The 17,613-nt window shown below is 70.5% G+C and carries 13 protein-coding genes; 5 read left to right on the top strand and 8 right to left on the bottom strand.

Translation table 11 applies throughout. The features are described from left to right. Positions 1–50 precede the first annotated feature (50 nt). Genes ACYVF3_RS27245 through ACYVF3_RS27235 form a run of 3 tightly spaced genes read right to left on the bottom strand, consistent with a single transcriptional unit; the run spans position 51 to position 2,339 of the window. The gene (locus tag ACYVF3_RS27245; RefSeq protein WP_461157110.1) at positions 51–632 is read right to left on the bottom strand and encodes a TetR/AcrR family transcriptional regulator; all 582 of its coding nucleotides are present in this window, start codon (positions 630–632) and stop codon (positions 51–53) included. Positions 633–634: 2 nt separating this feature from the next. Further along, the gene (locus ACYVF3_RS27240) at positions 635–1,963 is read right to left on the bottom strand and encodes a glutamate-5-semialdehyde dehydrogenase (protein ID WP_461157109.1); all 1,329 of its coding nucleotides are present in this window, start codon (positions 1,961–1,963) and stop codon (positions 635–637) included. Between the two features lie 52 nt (positions 1,964–2,015). Beyond that, entirely contained in the window at positions 2,016–2,339 is a 324-nt protein-coding gene (locus ACYVF3_RS27235) for a cytochrome P450 (RefSeq protein ID WP_461157108.1), read from the bottom strand. A gap of 142 nt (positions 2,340–2,481) precedes the next feature. Here ACYVF3_RS27235 and ACYVF3_RS27230 point away from each other — a divergent pair, with 142 nt between their 5' ends. After that, positions 2,482–4,602: a RecQ family ATP-dependent DNA helicase gene (locus tag ACYVF3_RS27230; RefSeq protein ID WP_461157107.1), complete on the top strand. Its 2,121-nt coding sequence runs from the start codon at positions 2,482–2,484 to the stop codon at positions 4,600–4,602. On the opposite strand, the gene ACYVF3_RS27225 is transcribed toward ACYVF3_RS27230, so the two are convergent. Beyond that, positions 4,580–6,190 carry a DUF885 domain-containing protein gene (locus ACYVF3_RS27225; RefSeq protein WP_461157106.1) on the bottom strand — a complete coding sequence of 537 codons (1,611 nt, stop codon included), beginning with the start codon at positions 6,188–6,190 and terminating at the stop codon, positions 4,580–4,582. The two genes, ACYVF3_RS27230 and ACYVF3_RS27225, sit on opposite strands and share 23 nt — an antisense overlap. A 135-nt stretch (positions 6,191–6,325) precedes the next feature. On the opposite strand from ACYVF3_RS27225, the gene ACYVF3_RS27220 reads away from it, so the two are divergent. Further along, complete coding sequence (locus ACYVF3_RS27220; protein WP_461157105.1) at positions 6,326–7,597, top strand: MFS transporter; 1,272 nt, start codon at positions 6,326–6,328, stop codon at positions 7,595–7,597. 36 nt (positions 7,598–7,633) lie between these two features. Here the strand turns inward: ACYVF3_RS27220 and proB are convergent, their stop codons facing one another. The 4 genes from proB to rplU form a co-directional block, all read right to left on the bottom strand. Then, the gene (gene proB / locus ACYVF3_RS27215) at positions 7,634–8,749 is read right to left on the bottom strand and encodes a glutamate 5-kinase (RefSeq protein WP_461157104.1); all 1,116 of its coding nucleotides are present in this window, start codon (positions 8,747–8,749) and stop codon (positions 7,634–7,636) included. Then, entirely contained in the window at positions 8,746–10,245 is a 1,500-nt protein-coding gene (gene obgE / locus ACYVF3_RS27210; RefSeq protein WP_461157133.1) for a GTPase ObgE, read from the bottom strand. Before obgE ends, proB begins: the two co-directional genes overlap by 4 nt. Before the next feature lie 181 nt (positions 10,246–10,426). Then, positions 10,427–10,684 carry a 50S ribosomal protein L27 gene (gene rpmA, locus ACYVF3_RS27205; RefSeq protein ID WP_461157103.1) on the bottom strand — a complete coding sequence of 86 codons (258 nt, stop codon included), beginning with the start codon at positions 10,682–10,684 and terminating at the stop codon, positions 10,427–10,429. A 14-nt stretch (positions 10,685–10,698) separates the two neighbouring features. Beyond that, a complete protein-coding gene (rplU, locus tag ACYVF3_RS27200) occupies positions 10,699–11,007 on the bottom strand; it encodes a 50S ribosomal protein L21 (protein ID WP_461157102.1) in 309 nt (102 codons plus the stop codon). A gap of 440 nt (positions 11,008–11,447) precedes the next feature. Between rplU and ACYVF3_RS27195 the strand changes: the two genes are divergently transcribed. The 3 genes from ACYVF3_RS27195 to ACYVF3_RS27185 all read left to right on the top strand — a co-directional run bounded on the left by ACYVF3_RS27195 (position 11,448) and on the right by ACYVF3_RS27185 (position 17,475). After that, a complete protein-coding gene (locus ACYVF3_RS27195; protein WP_461157101.1) occupies positions 11,448–13,148 on the top strand; it encodes a hypothetical protein in 1,701 nt (566 codons plus the stop codon). Next, on the top strand, positions 13,145–14,116 hold the full coding sequence (locus ACYVF3_RS27190) for a glycosyltransferase family 2 protein (protein WP_461157100.1): 972 nt from the start codon (positions 13,145–13,147) through the stop codon (positions 14,114–14,116). Before ACYVF3_RS27195 ends, ACYVF3_RS27190 begins: the two co-directional genes overlap by 4 nt. 131 nt (positions 14,117–14,247) lie before the next feature. Continuing rightward, on the top strand, positions 14,248–17,475 hold the full coding sequence (locus ACYVF3_RS27185) for an arabinosyltransferase domain-containing protein (RefSeq protein WP_461157099.1): 3,228 nt from the start codon (positions 14,248–14,250) through the stop codon (positions 17,473–17,475). Positions 17,476–17,613 lie beyond the last annotated feature (138 nt).

The raw sequence follows: 17,613 nt of genomic DNA, 5'->3' as shown, positions 1-17,613 counted from the left end.
CGCTTACAAAATCACGCTACGCCTGGGAAAAGCGCTGCGCACACCTCCGATCAGCGATCGTCCGAAAGGTCCGTTCGCTCCAGCAGGACAGATGCGGCACGGGTGACGTAACGGGCGATGGCATCGGGATCGGCCTCCGCCAGCGGGCTCTTGCCGAGCACCGAGCGGACCATCCCGATGCCGAACACCCACGCCAGCACGAGATCGGCCCGCAGCTGCGCGTCGTCGGCGTCGGTGAGCTCGGCGAAGCGCTCGGTGTAGCGCGCGCCGAGCTCACCGCGCAGCATCTCGGCGGCGCGCTCATCGCTCCACGAGCGCAGCATCGCCACCAGCGGGTGCTCGCCGTTGGGCTCGGCGCTGTCGAGCAGGTTGATCAGCAGCTGCCTCGGCAGCTCCGCGGCGGAGAGCTCGGCGATCACCTGCTCGCTGTTGCGGGTCAGCACCGCGGCGAACAGCTCCTGCTTCGAACCGAAGTAGCGGAACAGCAGCGCCTGGTTGACCCCGGCGCGCGCCGCGACGTCGCGCACCGTCGTCGCGCTGAAACCGCGCTCGGCGAACAGCTCCGAAGCGGCCTGCAGCAACGCCTCCTTGGTGGCGGCCGAATCGCGCTTCCGCCGCGGCGCCTGCGTCAAGCTCAGCTCCCCGGCTTGGCCGGCGCCGAACCCGGGCGCACGTGGCCGTCGCCGTAGGCGAGCCACTTGGTGGACGTCAGCTCCGGCAGCCCCATCGGGCCCCGCGAGTGCAGCTTCTGGGTGGAGATGCCGATCTCGGCACCCATCCCGAACTCGGCGCCGTCGGTGAAGGCGGTGCTCGCGTTGACCATCACCGCCGCAGCGTCCACCTGCGCGGTGAACTGCTGGGAGGAGCGGAAATCGCTGGTCACGATGGCTTCCGTGTGCCCGGATCCGTGCTCTCGGATGTGCTCGACGGCGGCGGTCAGCGACTCGACGACGGCGGCGGAGATGTCCAGCGACAGGTACTCGGTGTCCCACTCCTCGTCGGTGGCGGGCACGACGTTCGAGCCGCCGACCTCGACGACCCGCTCGTCGCCGTGCACCGTGACACCGGCTTCTCGCAGCTCGGCGATCGCCCGGGGCAGGAACTCCCCGGCGATGTCGGCGTGCACCAGGAACGTCTCCGCCGCGTTGCAGACGCTGGGACGCCGAGCCTTGGAGTTGAGCAGGATCCGCAGCGCCATGTCGATGTCGGCGCTGGAGTCGACGTAGACGTGGCAGTTGCCGACGCCGGTCTCGATGGCCGGAACCGTCGCCTGCTCCACGACCGCCGAGATCAGGCCCGCGCCACCGCGCGGGATGACCACGTCGACCAGGCCGCGAGCGGTGATCAGGTGGTGCACCGAGGCCCGGTCGTGGCAGGGCAGCAGCTGGACGGAGTCGACCGGCAGGCCGTGCCGCTCCACGACGTCGCGCAGGATCCGCACCAGGGCGGTGTTGGAGTTCTCGGCCGACGAGGAGCCGCGCAGCAGCACCGCGTTCCCTGACTTCAGGGTCAGCCCGGCGGCGTCGACCGTCACGTTCGGACGCCCCTCGTAGACGATCCCGACCACGCCGAGCGGCACCCGCACCTGGCGCAGCTGGACACCGTTGGGCAGGACCTGGCCACGCAGCACCTCCCCCACCGGGTCAGGCAGGCCGGAGACCGTGCGCAGACCGTCGGCCATCGACTCGACGCGGCCGGTGCTCAGGCTCAGCCGGTCGATCAGCGCCTCGGACATCCCGGACTCGCGGGCGGCGGCCACGTCGCGCTCGTTGGCCTCCAGGACCTCCGGCGCTCGCTCGACCAGCTCAGCGGCCATGTCCTGCAGCAGCGCGTCCTTGGCGCCGCGGGTGGCCTGGGCGAGGTCGGCGGAGGCCTGGCGGGCTCGGCGGGCGGCCTCGCGCACCCGCTCGCGCAGCTCGTCGCCGGTCGCCTTGTCGGAGGTGGGGAACTCGATGACGGTCACCCCACCAGCCTAATCCGTCGCCGCGCACGCCCGGAAACGCATTTCCCGCTCCTCAGGACGGGGTGACCGGCAGCGCGCTGAACCCGCGGATGCGGAAGCCCGGCACCCGCTCCGGCTCGGGTTCGGCGAGCCGGAGGTCCGGGAACCGCTCGACGAGCCGGGTGAACGCGATCTCGGCTTCGAGCCTGGCCAGCGGGGCGCCCAGGCAGTGGTGGATGCCGTGCCCGAAGGCGATGTCCCCGCTCGAATCGCCGTCGGGCTCGAACACCTCCGGTCCGGCGAAGCGCTGCGGGTCGCGGTTGGCCGCGTCGATCGCCACGTGCACGAAATCGCCCTCGCCGGTAGCAGCCCCGCGGATCGACGTCGAAGCCCTCATCGGTGAGTTCCTCCACCACGCACCCCCAGGTCACGATGTCGCTCCAGCTTCCTGCGATCAGCCACCGCAGGGCAAGTGGTTTCGACACGCCAGCACGGCCCCGGGCGCATGACGTCGGAGCCGTCCGGTAGGAATTCGGGACGTGGACGAAGAAGCGCTGCGAGAACTCGCCGAAGAACGACTCCGAGCACTGGCCGGCCCCGAGGCCGCGCTGCGCGAGGACCAGTGGGCGGCGATCCGCGCGCTGGTGCTCGAACGCCGTCGCGCGCTGGTCGTCCAGCGCACCGGCTGGGGCAAATCGGCGGTCTACTTCATCGCCACCGCGCTGCTGCGCGAGCTCGGCGAGGGACCGACGGTGATCGTCTCGCCGCTGCTGGCCCTGATGCGCAACCAGGTCTCCGCGGCGGCCAACGCCGACGTGCACGCCGCCACCATCAACTCGGCCAACCCCGAGGAGTGGGGAGACATCGAGGAGCGCGTCGCCTCCGGCGAGGTCGACGTGCTGCTGGTCAGCCCGGAACGGCTGAACAACCCCGACTTCCGGGACACGATCCTGCCCGAGCTCACCCAGAGCGCGGGCCTGCTGGTGGTCGACGAGGCGCACTGCATCTCCGACTGGGGCCACGACTTCCGTCCGGACTACCGGCGGCTGCGCACGCTGCTGACCGAGCTGCCCCCGGGCGTTCCGGTGCTGGCCACCACTGCCACCGCCAACGACCGCGTGGTCGCCGACGTCTCCGACCAGCTCGGCGTCGGCGGCGAGTTCACCGACCCGCAGGAGACCCTGGTGCTGCGGGGCACGCTGGACCGCGAGAGCCTGCGGCTCGGCGTCGTGCGGCTGCCGACCGCGCAGGCCCGGCTGGGCTGGCTGGCGGGAAAGCTCGGGGAACTGCCCGGCTCGGGCATCATCTACACCCTCACCGTCGCCGCGGCCCACGAGATCACCTCCTACCTGCGGGAGCAGGGCTACGAAGTGGCCGCCTACTCGGGCAAGACCGACCCGGCGGAGCGGGAGCAGGCCGAAGCGGACCTGCTCAACAACAAGGTCAAAGCCCTGGTCGCGACCTCCGCTCTCGGAATGGGTTTCGACAAGCCGGACCTGGGTTTCGTGGTGCACGTGGGCGCACCGTCCTCGCCGATCGCCTACTACCAGCAGATCGGCCGCGCCGGGCGCGGTGTGCAGCGCGCCGAGGTCCTGCTGCTTCCCGGCCCGGAAGACCGCGAGATCTGGAGCTACTTCGCGTCGCTGGCGTTCCCGCCGGAGCACACCGTGCGGGCGGTGCTCGACACCCTCGCCGAGCAGGGCAAGCTCTCGACCGCCGCGCTGGAACCGCACGTGGAGCTGGGCCGCAACCGGCTGGAGATGGTCCTCAAGGTCCTCGACGTCGACGGCGCGGTCCAGCGGGTCAAGGGCGGCTGGGAGGCCACCGGCGAGCCGTGGCACTACGACGCCGAGCGCTACGGGCGGATCGAGGCCGAGCGGCAGTCCGAGCAGCAGGCGATGATCGAGTACCAGACCACGTCGTCCTGCCGGATGGAGTTCCTGCGCCGCCAGCTCGACGATCCGCACGCCGAACCCTGCGGGCGCTGCGACAACTGCACCGGCGCGGGCTATTCCGCCGAGGTCGACGAGCAGGCCGTGCAGCAGGCGCAGGAGCGGCTGCAGCGGCCGGGCGTGGACATCGCACCGCGCAAGATGTGGCCGAGCGGCATGTCCGCGCTCGGTGTCGAGGCGTCCGGCAAGCTGCCCGCCTCCGAGCAGACCACCACGGGCCGCGCGATCGGCAGGCTCACCGACATCGGCTGGGGCAACCGGCTGCGCGAGCTGCTGGCCACCGGGGCTCCGGACCAGGACCTGCCGGACGACCTCTACCAGGCCGCGATCAAGGTGCTGGCCGCCTGGGAGTGGGAGCAGCGGCCCGTCGGCGTCGTGGCGCTGGGTTCGCGCACGCGGCCGAAGCTGGTGCGGAGCCTGGCCGAGCGCATCGCGGGTGTCGGCCGGTTGCCGCTGCTCGGCGAGGTGCTGACCAACCCCGGCACGACACCGAACCGGGCCACCAACAGCGCTCAGCGGGTGGCGTCGCTGTGGCGCCAGTTCAAGATCGATGAGGAGCTCGCGGGCAGGCTCTCGGCGTTGGGCGGTCCGGTGCTGCTGATGGACGACTACGCCGACACCGGTTGGACCGCAACGGTCGTCGGCCGCATGCTCCGCCAGGCCGGAGCACCTGCGGTGCTGCCGTTCACCCTCGCTTCGACCAGCTAGCCACGAGCTCGGCCAGCGCCGACATCGGCAGCGGGCCGTGGGCCAGCAGCAGATCGTGGAAGCCCTGCAGGTCGAACGCCGGGTGGCGTTCGGCCTGCTCCCGCAGCCGCTGGATCTCAAGCCTGCCGACCATGTAGGACAGCGCCTGGCCGGGAGCTTCGACGTAGCGGTCGGTTTCGCTCTGGACCTCCACTTCGGGCATCAGCGTGCGGACGCGGAGGAAGTCCACGGCCTGCTCGCGGGTCCAGCCGAAGGCGTGCAGGCCGGTGTCGACGACCAGCCGGGCGGCGCGCGTGGAGTCCATCGCGAGCATCCCCAAGCGGCTGAGATCACCGCTGTAGAGCCCCATCTCGTCGGCCAGCCGCTCGGAGTACAGGCCCCAGCCCTCGATGTGGGCGTTGAACCCGGCGACCTTGCGGATCGTCGGCCCGTCGGTGAGCTGCTGGGCGATGCTGATCTGGAAGTGGTGGCCGGGCACGGCTTCGTGGAAGGCGAGCGCCTCGGCGAGGAACCGCGGTCGCTGCTCGGCGGCGTGGGTGTTGGCGAAGTAGGTGCCCGGGCGGGAACCGTCGATCGGGCCGGGCAGGTACGCGGCGCCGACGGCGTCCGGTGCCTGGTCGGCCGGGAACGGCTCGACCCGGCAGGGGTGCGCGGGTATCAGCCCGAACCACTCGGGTGCGGCCCGTTCCGCCCGGGAGACAACGGCTCTCGCAGCGGTGAGCAGCTCGTCACCGCTGGACCAGCGCAGCGCGGGGTCGGTGCGCATCCACTCCCGGATCTCGTCGGCGGAGGACGTCGCGAACACCCGGGAGCCGATCGCGGCGTACTCCTCGTCCAGCTCCTCCAGCAGCGCGAGGCCCGTCCGGTGCAGTTCCTCGGGCGTGCGCTCGGTCGTGGTGTGCATCCGGGCCAGCGACGCGTAGGTCTGCTCGCCGTCGGGGAGGAAGCAGAGGCCCGGCCGCTCGTCGGGCCTTCCCGGCAGGTCGCGCAGGACTTCGCGGTAGGCGGCGAACGCGGGCCGGATCTCGTCCGCCAGCAGCCGGTCGCGCTCCTCGTCCGAGCTCAGCGGGGGCCTGAGCAGCGGGTCGTCGTGGGGTGCGGCCAGGTGGGCGTCGAGGTGCTCGATCGCGACCCGCACCCGCCGGGCCACCGGCAGGCGTCCGGCGCGCGCACCGGCGCGGTGCCGCTCGGCGCTGCGGGCCAGGAAATCCGGGACCGCGGCGAGCATGCGCAGGAACTCCTGCTCCTGAGCAGGTCCGTCGGGGCGCTGCTGCGGGATCATCTCCAGGACCTTGCCCAGCGGTGAGACCACCGAGTCGTGCATCGTGTGCTCGACCAGGCGGGAGCCGATGCGGGTGGCCACGCCCTCCGCCTCGGCGATCACCACCGCCCTGGTGAGGTCGTCGTCGAGCTCAGCGGCGATGGCGGCGATGCGCAGCGCGCGGTCGCGCAGATCCGCTTCCGCCTCCTCCGCCGGATCGTTGAGCCGGTCGGAGGTCCCCGGCAGGCCCTGCAGCAGCTCGTTCAGCGGGTTCTCCTCGACGAGCAGCTCGACCAGCTCGTCCGCCGCACCGCGCACCGTGTCCATCCGGGCAGTGTGCCGCAGCGAACGCGATGAGCCGGGGGAACTTCCGGGTTCCAGTTGGGAATCGGACCTTCCGCGCATCCGGGCGAGGGCTTAACGTGTCGGCACCCCCACACCGGGTGCGACGCGGAGGTTCCGATGCCCCAAGACGAAGCGGTGGCCCACAAGCTCCCGGTCCGAACGCTCGTCGCGGCGAGCATCGGCAACGCCATCGAGTGGTACGACTGGACGATCTACGCCGCGTTCAGCGTCTACTTCGCCTCCGCGTTCTTCCCCGGCGAGTGGGCGCTGATCAACACGCTGGCGACGTTCGCGCTCGCGTTCTTCTTCCGGCCGCTGGGCGGGTGGCTGCTCGGCCGCTTCGCCGACCTGCGCGGACGCAAGACGGCGATGCTAGTGACGATCGGGCTGATGGCAGGCGGCTCGCTGATCATCGGCATCCTGCCGACGTTCGACACCATCGGCTGGCTGGCGTCGATCCTGCTCATCCTCGCCCGCATCGGGCAGGGTCTCTCGCTAGGCGGGGAGGTCTCCAACGCCTCGGCCTACCTCGCCGAGATCGCACCGCCGTCCCGGCGGGGCCGGTACTCGTCGTTCTTCTACATCTCCACGGGCGCCGCGCTGCTCATCGCGTCGCTGCTGGGTTTCGGGCTGACCTCCGCGCTCAGCGAGCAGCAGCTGTCGGACTACGGCTGGCGGATCCCGTTCATCATCGGCGGCGTGCTCGGCGTCCTCGGCATGTGGTTGCGGCGCACCCTGACCGAGACCGAGCAGTACGAGGAGAACAAGACCAAGGCCGAGGCGCTGAAGAATCCGCTGATGCTGACGCTGCGGGAGCACCCCAAGGCGGTCGGGCAGCTCATCGGGTTCTCGATGCTCTCGACTCTGTGCTACTACACGTTCTTCAGCGCGCTGACCCCGTTCGCGGTGAAGAACCGCGACGCCGACGCCACCGACGTGTTCCTCGCGCTGTCCATCGGGACGGCGCTGTTCATCGCGCTGCAGTACCCGATGGGCGCGCTCTCCGACCGCTACGGCCGCAAGCCGCAGCTGCTCGTGTGGTCCGCGGCGATCGCGATCCTGATCGTGCCGCTGTCGAGCCTGGTGCGACCGGGTCTGGGCAGCCTGCTCGTCGTGTTCTGCATCGGCGTCGGGCTCTACACGGCGATGACCTCGATCGCCCCGGCGATCATGTCGGAGCTGTTCCCCACCGAGCTGCGCGGTCTGGGCATCGGCGCCTGGTACAACCTCACGGTCGCCGTCTTCGGCGGCACCGCTCCCCTGGTCATCCAGGCCTTCGCCGAGTTCGGCGCCTCGACCGGGTTCTTCTACTACATCGCGATCGGTGCGGCGATCGCGTTCTTCGTGATCCGCACCCTGCCCGAGACTCGCAACACCGAACTCCGTTGATCGTGGGATGGGGAAGTTTTCATGAAAACTTCCCCATCAACGCAACGGCACGAGGTCGTCGGCGTGGACGACCTCTCGGCGCTGCTCGGGCGGCAGGTCGTGGGTGGAGCGTCCGACGAGGTCGGGCAGCTCCTCGGCGTCGTAGGCGACCACTCCCCTGGCCACGACCTTGCCCGCGGGGTTGAGGAGTTCGACGACGTCACCGCCGTCGAAAGCGCCCTCGACCGCGGTGATCCCGGCCGCCAGCAGCGACCGCCGGCGCTTGACGACCGCCGCGACCGCGCCCTCGTCGAGCCAGAGCCTGCCGTTGGCGCCCGCGGCATGAGCGAGCCAGAAGCGGCGTGCCGACAGGCGGTCACCGGTGGCGGCGAAGGCCGTGCCCACGTCCGCGTCGCCGAGCGCGCTGCCCGCGTTGGGCGAGGACGTCAGCAGCACCGGAATTCCCGAGGTGCAGGCGACTTTCGCCGCCGCGACCTTCGAAGCCATGCCGCCGGTCCCCAATCCGGACGCACCGGTGCTGCCCGCGTCGACCCCGGCCATGTCGGCCGCGCCGGTCACCTCGCGGATCACCTTCGCACCGCCCTTGCGCGGGTCGCCGTCGTAGAGGGCGTCCACATCGGACAGGAGCACCAGCGCGTCGGCGCCGACCAGGTGCGAGACGAGCGCGGCCAGGCGATCGTTGTCGCCGAAGCGGATCTCGGTCGTGGCCACGGTGTCGTTCTCGTTCACCACCGGGACCACGCCCAGCCCGAGCAGCCGGTTCAGCGTGCGCTGCGCGTTGCGGTAGTTGCTGCGCCGCACCACGTCATCGGCGGTGAGCAGCACCTGGCCGACGGTGAGGTCGAAGCGGGCGAACGACTCGGCGTAGGCGTGCGCGAGAGCGAGCTGACCCACCGAGGCCGCTGCCTGCTGGGTCGCGAGGTCCTTGGGCCTGCGGCGCAGCCCCATCGGCGCGATCCCGGCGGCGATGGCGCCCGAGGAGACCAGCACGACCTGACCCCCGGCGGCGACGCGCTTGGCGACCGTGTCCACCAGGCCGGACAGCCGCTCGGCGTCCAGCCCGCCCTCGGTGGTGGTCAACGACGACGAACCGACCTTCACCACGATCCGTCGTGCGGCCGCGACCGCCTGCCGAGTCGCCGAGAGGCTCACTCGTCGTCCTCCTCCTCGTCGCCGACGTAGCGACCGAACTCGTCCAGCGAGGTGCCCCGACGCGCCTTCTTGGCGGCCTTGCGATCGTGCGCCGAAACCCGGTCGTCGGACTCCAGCCGCAGGTCGTGACCGCGTCGGCCGAGCACGCTGGCCATCCCGGACGGGGTGGAGGGCTCCCAGTCGAAGGTCATGTTGCCGATGGTGACCTGGCTGCCGGGCTCGGCGCCGTTGCGGCCCAGCGCCTCCTCGACGCCCAGCTTCGCCAGGCGGTCGGCGAGGAAGCCCACCGCCTCGCTGTTGTTGAAGTCGGTCTGGCGGATCCAGCGCTCCGGCTTCTCACCGCGCACGATGAAGGCGTCCTCGTCCTCCGGATCGGGTTCGACGGTGAAGCCACCGTCGTCCACCGCGACCGGCCGGACGACCACGCGTGCGGGCTCGGGCTCCGGCAGGGTCTCGCGGTAGCGCTCGACCTCGGCCGCCATCGCGAAGCTCAGCTCGCGCAAGCCCTCGCGGGAAGCCGTGGAGATCTCGAAGACCGGCCAGCCGCGCTCCTCCACCTCGGCGCGCACGAAGTCGGCGAGCTCGCGCGCCTCGGGCACGTCGATCTTGTTCAGCACCACCACGCGCGGGCGCGTCGCCAGGTCGACGCCGCCCTGCTCCGCGGCCAGCGCCGGGGTGTACTCGGCGAGCTCGTTCTCCAGCGCGTCGATGTCGGAGAGCGGGTCGCGGCCGGGCTCCAGCGTCGCGCAGTCGACCACGTGGACCAGCACCGCGCAGCGCTCGATGTGCCGCAGGAAGTCCAGTCCCAGTCCGCGTCCCTGGCTCGCGCCGGGGATCAGGCCCGGCACGTCGGCGACGGTGAACACGGTCTCGCCCGCGGTCACCACGCCCAGGTTCGGCACCAGGGTGGTGAAGGGGTAGTCGGCGATCTTCGGCTTCGCGGCCGAGATCACCGAGATCAGCGACGACTTGCCCGCCGAGGGGAAGCCGAGCAGGCCGACGTCGGCCACCGACTTGAGCTCCAGCACCAGCTCGAACTCGTCACCCGGCTCGCCGAGCAGCGCGAAACCCGGTGCCTTGCGGGCCTTGGAAGCCAGTGCGGCGTTGCCCAGGCCACCGCGACCGCCGGCCGCGGCGACGAACGTGGTGCCGGGACCGACGAGATCGGCCAGCACCTCCCCGTCCGGGGACAGGACGACCGTGCCATCGGGAACCGGCAGCACGAGGTCGTCGCCCTGGGCGCCGTTGCGGTGACCGCCCTTGCCGGGCTGGCCCTTCACCGCGCGCGCGTTCGGCCGGTAGTGGAAGTCGAGCAGGGTGTGCACGCCCGGATCGACGACGAGGCTCACGTCGCCGCCCTTGCCGCCGTTGCCGCCGTCCGGTCCGCCCAGCGGCTTGAACTTCTCCCTGTGCACCGAGGCGCAGCCATTTCCCCCGTCGCCAGCGGCGACGCTGATGGTCACGCGGTCAACGAACCGCGACACGAATGCCTCCAGGAAGATCAAGCCGAGCGGGCGCCCGGCGGGTGGAGCTCTTGGTCTCGATTGCAACAGCGGCGCGGCGGCTGCGCTTCCCGGCCGCGACCGAGGTCACCCATGACAGCACAAAGCGAGGGGCGGCCCGGTCATGCCGGTCCGCCCCTCGCCGGGAAGTTGCTGGCCTGCGTCGAGAGCCGGATCAGGCCTCGACGGGCTGCACGCTGACGGCCTTGCGGCCGCGGTAACGTCCGAACTCGACGGTACCGGCCTCCAGCGCGAACAGGGTGTCGTCGTTGCCACGACCGACGTTCAGACCCGGGTGGAACTTGGTCCCACGCTGACGGATCAGGATCTCACCGGCCTTGACGACCTGGCCGCCGTAGCGCTTCACCCCGAGGTACTTGGGGTTCGAGTCGCGGCCGTTCCGAGAGCTGGATGCGCCCTTCTTGTGTGCCATGACTACTCAGGTCCTCACTTGTTGATGCCGGTGACCTTCACCCGGGTCAGCTTCTGCCGGTGACCCTGGCGCTTCTGGTAGCCGGTCTTGTTCTTGAACTTGTGGATGCGGATCTTGGGGCCCTTGGTCTGCTCGACCAGCTCGCCGGTCACCGACACCTTGGTCAGCGCGTCGGCGTCGGTCGTGACCTCGGAGCCATCGACGACCAGAACGGCCGGGAGCGCGACCTCGGAGCCCAGCTCGCCTTCGAGCTTCTCGACCTGGACGACGTCCCCGACAGCCACCTTGTACTGCTTGCCGCCGGTCTTGACGATCGCGTACATGAGTCGGAAGTCTCCTGCTGCTCGGTTTCGCTAATTCACCAGTGTGCGGCGGACGTCCGCCACGGCTCGCGAGAGCCGGGGCTTCCTACCACGCCGCCGGTGCAGCGTCTCGGTGGGTTCCTGTCTCAGCAGCGAGGACCGCGCGAGCGACCGCACTCGAAACAGGCGTTTAATCTCTCCGCCCGTCCGGCGGCGAGAAGTTCTCACCCATCATACAGACCAGGTTTCCGTCCCCGATCGACCGGGGCGGTACCACCAGTGCGGATCCTCGGACCACGCGCTGACGGGCGAGCCGGAACAGCATAAGCGAGCTCGCCGCGCACCGGCGAACCGCCCCCGCGCCGATGGCGGTTCCCTGCCAGATCACCCCGTTCGACCACCTGCGTGACCTGCCCTTGCTACCGTCGGTGGCTGCTCTTGATGATCTGGGGAAACGCACAGTGACTGACATCGCCACGGAAACTGACCGCGAGGCCGTTCCACCCACGACCCCGACCATCCCCGGACCGGTCCGGCGCTTCGGTCCGCTGCTGCTGGGGCTGTCGGCCGTCATCCCGCCGCTGATGATGCTGCGCGAGGTCCTGCGCTACCCGCAGATGCACTTCTACGACTACTGGTGGGTGCTGCTCGACATCACCGGGCCCGACGGGTCGCTGCGCCCCGAGGCGCTGCTGGGCTTCCGCAACGAGCACCCCTTCGTGCTGCCGAGCCTGCTGTTCTGGCTCAGCGCCCGCTTCGGCCACGGGCTCAACCAACCGCTGGGACTCGCGGTGCTGGCGATGGGCGTGGGGTGCGTCCTGCTGGTGCTGGCGATGCTGCCGAAGCACCTCACCCCGTGGCAGCGGGCGGGACTGGTCGCCGCGACCTCGACGCTGGTGTTCAACCCGCACGGCATCCACAACTACGTGCGCTCGATGAGCGGCGCCTCCTGGATCCTGGCGATGCTGCTGGTGCTGGGCGCCTTGCTGGCGACGCACCGGGAGCGCCGGGTGACGGCCGTCGCGCTCGGACTGCTGGCCTCCATCAGCTACGGCACCTCCTTCGCCGTGTGGCCGGCGCTGGCGCTGGTGGCGTGGCTGCGCGGCGACCGCCGGAAGTGGATCGCGACACCGATGATCGTCGGGTTCGCGGTGGTCGCGACGTGGCTGGTGCTGCGCGGCCCGCAAGGCGGCGGCGGGAGTTCGCCGACCGACGATCCGGCGCAGGCGATGCTGGCCGGTCTGAGCATGCTCGGCATGGTGTGGACCGGCACCGAACCCTCGGTCGCGCTGCTGGCCGGGGTGGCCGGTCTCGGCGTGCTCGTGCTGCACGCGAACCAGACCACCGCCGAGCGGCGGATCGCCGCTCCCTGGTGGGGACTCGCGCTGTACGCGCTGGGCTGCGCGGTGATGATCTCGGGATCGCGCGCCGCGTTCGGCGAATCGGCCGGGCTGCAGAGCCGGTACAACAGCATGACCGCCGCGCTGTGGATCGCCGTGCTGGTCATCGTGGTCGCCTGGGCCCGGTGGCCGCGGTTCCGCACGGCCGCGGTGGGCGGCACGGTGCTGGCGACCGTCGCGCTCGGGGCGCCGATGGCGCAGAGCGTGCGCGCCGACGCGCCCAACCAGCAACTGCTCGCGGTGGCGGCGCGAATCGGCCATCCCGACGCGTTCACCTCCCGCTTCCCGTCGCCGGGTCAGCTGCTGCCGCGGCTCCAGGCGCTCGGGCACTACCCCTTCTCCCCCGAGTTCTCCCTGGGCTGCCCGGACGGGCTCACCATCGGCGACCGGGTCAGCACCGCGCAGTGGCGCACGCCCAGCGTCGACTCGCTGCGCGAACCCCGCCCGGACGGCCGGGACGTCGTGCTCAACGCCGAGACCGACCAGATCCAGGGCGGCGCCCGGATGATCAAGGGCTGGGCGATCTCCGGCATCGAACGCGCGCGCTGCGTGGCCGTGCTCGACCAGACCGGCACGGTCGTCGGCGGCGGCGTGGTCGACATCCCGCGCTCGGACGCCGAGGCCGCGACACCGGGCATCGAGAGCGGCCTCGGGTTCCAGGCCGTGGCGCCGGCCCAGCCGGGCCAGCTGCGCGTGGCCTTCCAGTTCCCCGACGGCTGGTGGATCCGGCCGCTCACCGAGAAACCGCAGGTGGCGCAATGAGTGTCCCGGAAGTCTCGCTGCTCGCACCGGCCAAGGACGAGCGCGACAGCCTGCCGAAGCTCTTCGCCGAGATCCGCGAGGCCATGGAAGGCCAGCACCGCGACTGGGAGCTGGTCGTCGTCGACGACGGCAGCACCGACGACAGCTGGCAGGTCATCGCCGAGCACGCGGCGCTGGACCCGCGGATCCGGGGCATCCGGCTCCGCCGCAACTTCGGCAAGGCCGCCGCCCTGGCCTCCGGCGTCGCCGAGGTGCGCGGAGATCTCGTGGTCACCCTCGACGCGGACCTGCAGGACGACCCGGCCGAGATCCCCCGGCTGCTGGACGAGCTGGACGCCGGCGCCGACCTGGTCAGCGGGCACAAGGCCGAGCGCAAGGACCCGCTGGGCAAGCGGCTGCCGTCGAAGGTGTTCAACTGGTTCACCGGCCTGATCACCGGGCTGCGGCTCTCCGACCACAACTGCGGGCTGAAGGCCGCCCGCACCGAGGTCTACCGCCGGGTCCCGCTGTACGGGGAGCTGCACCGCTACATCCCGGCGCTGGCCCACCAGCTCGGCTACCGCGTCGTGGAGCGGACGGTCAACCACCGGGCGCGGCAGCACGGCACGTCGAAGTACGGGCTGGAGCGCTACGCGCGCGGCGCGCTGGACCTGCTCACGGTGATGGCGCTGACCCGGTACGGACGCCGTCCCGCGCACCTGTTCGGCGGGCTGGGAATGGTCGCGGGAACGCTGGGAACTCTGGTGTTGCTCTACTTGACCGGAGTGTGGCTTTTCACCGAGGAGTCCATCGGAACCCGTCCCCTTCTGACCTTGGGGATTCTGCTGGAGATCTTCGGGGTTCAGATGATCTCGCTGGGCCTTTTGGCGGAACTCGTGTTGCACCGAACCGGCCGCGAACACGACGTGACAGTGCTGGTAGCGGACACGACGACCGGAACCAGGAATTCCGAACAACACGCTTCGTGACCAAATATTTCGTTTTCGAACACACCGAGGTAACGAGCCACTGACAAAGGCGTTGCGCATTACCTGACGCATTTACGAAATAGTCCGGGGGGCAGGAGAACACACCCTGTCATCGGCCGTAGGGTCTCCCCGTGCAGCAAGAGTCGGCGAAGAAGTTGCGGTTGCTCGCCTCGCTCCTCGGGCTGGTGGGCACCGTCTTAGCGCTCCTGGTTCCGTTCCTCCCCGTCAACCACAAGGTGGGGACGTTGCGGTGGCCGACAGCGGAAGGAACCCAAGCGGTTTCGGCCCCACTGGTGACCTACGAACCGGTGTGGCTGGACGCGAAGATCCCGTGCGCCTCGGCGCGCAGCCTGGACGCCAGAACCGAGGGACCGGCGTCCCTGCTGAACACGAACCCGCCGGACTCCGACTCCGGTCAGCTCACCGGCCTCTCCCTGCAGGTCGACAACGGGCAGGCGCTGCTCTACAACAAGGGCCAGCAGATCGGCACCACACCGCTGCCCGCCGGTGACTGCACGATGAAGGTGCGGGCCGACGCCGGAGGCACCACCGCCACCCTCGGCAAGGAGCGCTGGGTCAACCAGACCGGCGACCAGCGCCCGCAGCTGACCGGCATCTACTCCTCCCTGGACGACAAGCGCGACGACGTGCGCGGGCTGGACTTCCAGGCCCGCGTGGACAACCGGTTCAGCTCCTGGGCGACGCCGCTGAAGACGACGGTCATCGCGCTCACCCTGGCCTCGTTCATCGGCGCGGTGATGTGCCTGCGCCGCCTGGACACCCTCGCCGGCAGGCGCGCGCCACGACTGGTGCCGCGACGCTGGTGGAAGCCGACCCTGCGCGACATCTCGGTGTTCGCCGCGCTGGGGATCTGGTGGCTGATCGGGGCGATGACCTCCGATGACGGCTACGTGCTGAGCATGGTGCGCTCGGAGCAGAGCGCCGGGTACGTCAGCAACTACTACCGCTGGTTCGCCAACCCCGAATCGCCGTTCGGCTGGTTCTACGAGGTCTACTCGTTGTGGGTCCGGGTCTCCACGGCGACGCCGTGGGTCCGCTTGCCCGCGCTGCTGATGGGCATCATCAGCTGGCTGCTGATCTCCCGCGAGGTGCTGCCGAGGCTCGGCCAGCAGGTCCGGCGCAGCAACGCAGCGGGCTGGGCCGCCGCGGCCGTGTTCCTCGCCTTCTGGCTGCCCTACAACAACGGGCTGCGCGCCGAACCGGTCGTCGTGCTGTTCTCGCTGCTGGCGCTGTGCGCCGTCGAGCGGGCCTTGGCAACCGAGCGGCTGACGCCGGCCGCGCTGGGCCTGGTCGCCGCCGCGCTGTCGGTGGGGGTCAACCCGCACGGCCTGATCGCCGTGCTGCCCTACATCGCGGGCTTCAAGCCGCTGTTCCGCATGGTGCGCAAGCGAGCGCAGCAGTTCGGCTGGCTGCCGGTGCTGGCACCGATCTCGCTGTCCGGGTTCGTGATCCTCACGCTGGTGTTCTACGACCAGACCTACCAGTCGGTCATGGACGCGATGGAGCTCAAGACGACCTTCGGACCCAACGGCCGCTGGTACGAGGAGCTCAGCCGGTACCTGCTGCTGTTCAGCGAGAGCGCCGACGGTTCGCTGAGCCGCCGCTTCCCGGTGCTGCTGGTCATCCTGTGCGTGGCGGCCTGCGGTGTGGTCCTGCTGCGCCGGGGACGGATTCGCGGTGCGGCGCTCGGCCCGAGCCGCCGACTGCTCGCGGTGGCCGCGATGTCCTTCGCGGTGCTGGCGCTCACGCCCACCAAGCACACCCACCACTTCGGCATCTTCGCCGCGGTCGGCGGCGCGCTCGCCGCTCTCACCGCGCTGGCCACGAGCACGACCGTGCTGCGCTCCCGCCGCAACCGGATGGCGTTCGTGACGGGCCTGCTGGTGATCCTGGCCTTCGCGGTCACCGGGCCCAACGCCTGGTGGTACGTCTCCGGCTGGGGCGTACCGTGGTTCGACAAGCCGCCGTCGATCAAGGGCTACAAGGCCAGCACGATGATCCTCGTGGTCGCGGCGATCACCGCCATCATCGCGGTCGTCGAGCACCTGAGGATCGACGAGAACAACCCGACGGTCGTCGACGAGAGCTGGGAAAGCAAGGAGAAGCGCAACCTGGCGCTGCGCTGGGCCACCGCACCGCTGTCGGTGCTGTGCGCGCTGCTGGTGCTCGGCGAGCTCGCCGCGTTCGGCAAGGGCATCGTCGAGCGGGGCCCGAGCTACACGCTGGGCACCGACAACATCAAGCAGCTCACCCACCAGAGCTGCGGTCTGTCGGACTCCGTCGGGGTGGAGACCAACCCGCGCGAAGGCGTGCTCAAGGCGTCCCCGCAGCAGCCGACGGTGGCGGCCCCCTCCCAGCGACCCGACCTGAAGCTGCCGCCGCAGCGGCTGTCCAACCAGGAGAACGCCCAGCAGTACCTGCAGCCCAAGCAGGTGGGCTTCAGCGACCCGGGCGTGCCGCCGACCGACGAGTCGTCCCCGGACTCGCCGAGCTGGCGTCCGCCGAACCAGTTCGGCGGAGCGGACGCCCCGGTCTGGGGCAGCTACGACGAGGAGGGCCTGGGCACCGGCGAGCTGCGCACCCCCTGGTACGACATCCCGGAGGAAGCCGCAGCGGGGAAGCTACCGGTCGCGATCAGCATCGCGGGCTCCGAGACCGGCGCGAACCAGGTGTACTTCGAGCTGGGCAAGGACACCCCGCAGGGCTTCCAGGTGACGAGCCGTTCTCCGGTCGAGCAGGGACCGCCTCCGGGCTGGCGGGAGCATCGCTACATGCTCGGCGACGAGGCGAAGGACGCCACGAAGCTGCGGATGGTGCTGGTGGACCAGTCGCTGGGGCAGACCGGCTGGCTGGCCGTGTCGGCACCCCGCGTCCCGAAGCTGACCCAGCTCACCCAGGTCGTCGGCAACGACCCGGCGTTCGTGGAGTGGCCCGCCGGGCTGGTGCACCCGTGCCTGGAGATCTCCGGGCTCTACAACGGCATCGCCGAGATGCCGAAGTTCCGGGTGAGCGGCGGCGAGCAGGTCCGCGGCACCGGTGAGGGCTGGTCCTCGCCGGACGCCGGTGGCACGTTCGGCTGGATGAACGTCTCCTCCAGCGCGCGCCTCCTGCCGACGTACCTCAACGACGATCCGCAGAAGGACTGGGGCTCGCTGTACCAGGTGCACCCCTACAACCCGGACGCCTTGCCGGCCTCCGCGGCTCTGAAGCTGCACGACGAGACCCATTCCGGTTTCTGGTCACCGGGCCCGCTCACGAAGGGCCTGGAGCTGCCGGGCGACATGCCCAGCTCCGACGACAGGACGGACATCCCGTCCTTCGACTCGGACCAGAACTGATCCGCAGCTGAGGCCCGGCTCCCTCTCCGCAGGGAGCCGGGCCGCTCGCATTCCTCAGCAGCTCCCAGTTTTAGTCCGAACTGAGCGGACCTTCCGGGCGCGAAACCCTCCTGATTAGGACTAAAACTGGGCGTTGCC

The sequence above is a fragment of the Saccharopolyspora tripterygii genome (assembly GCF_054778355.1).
This window is presented reverse-complemented; position numbering and strand designations above follow the sequence as displayed.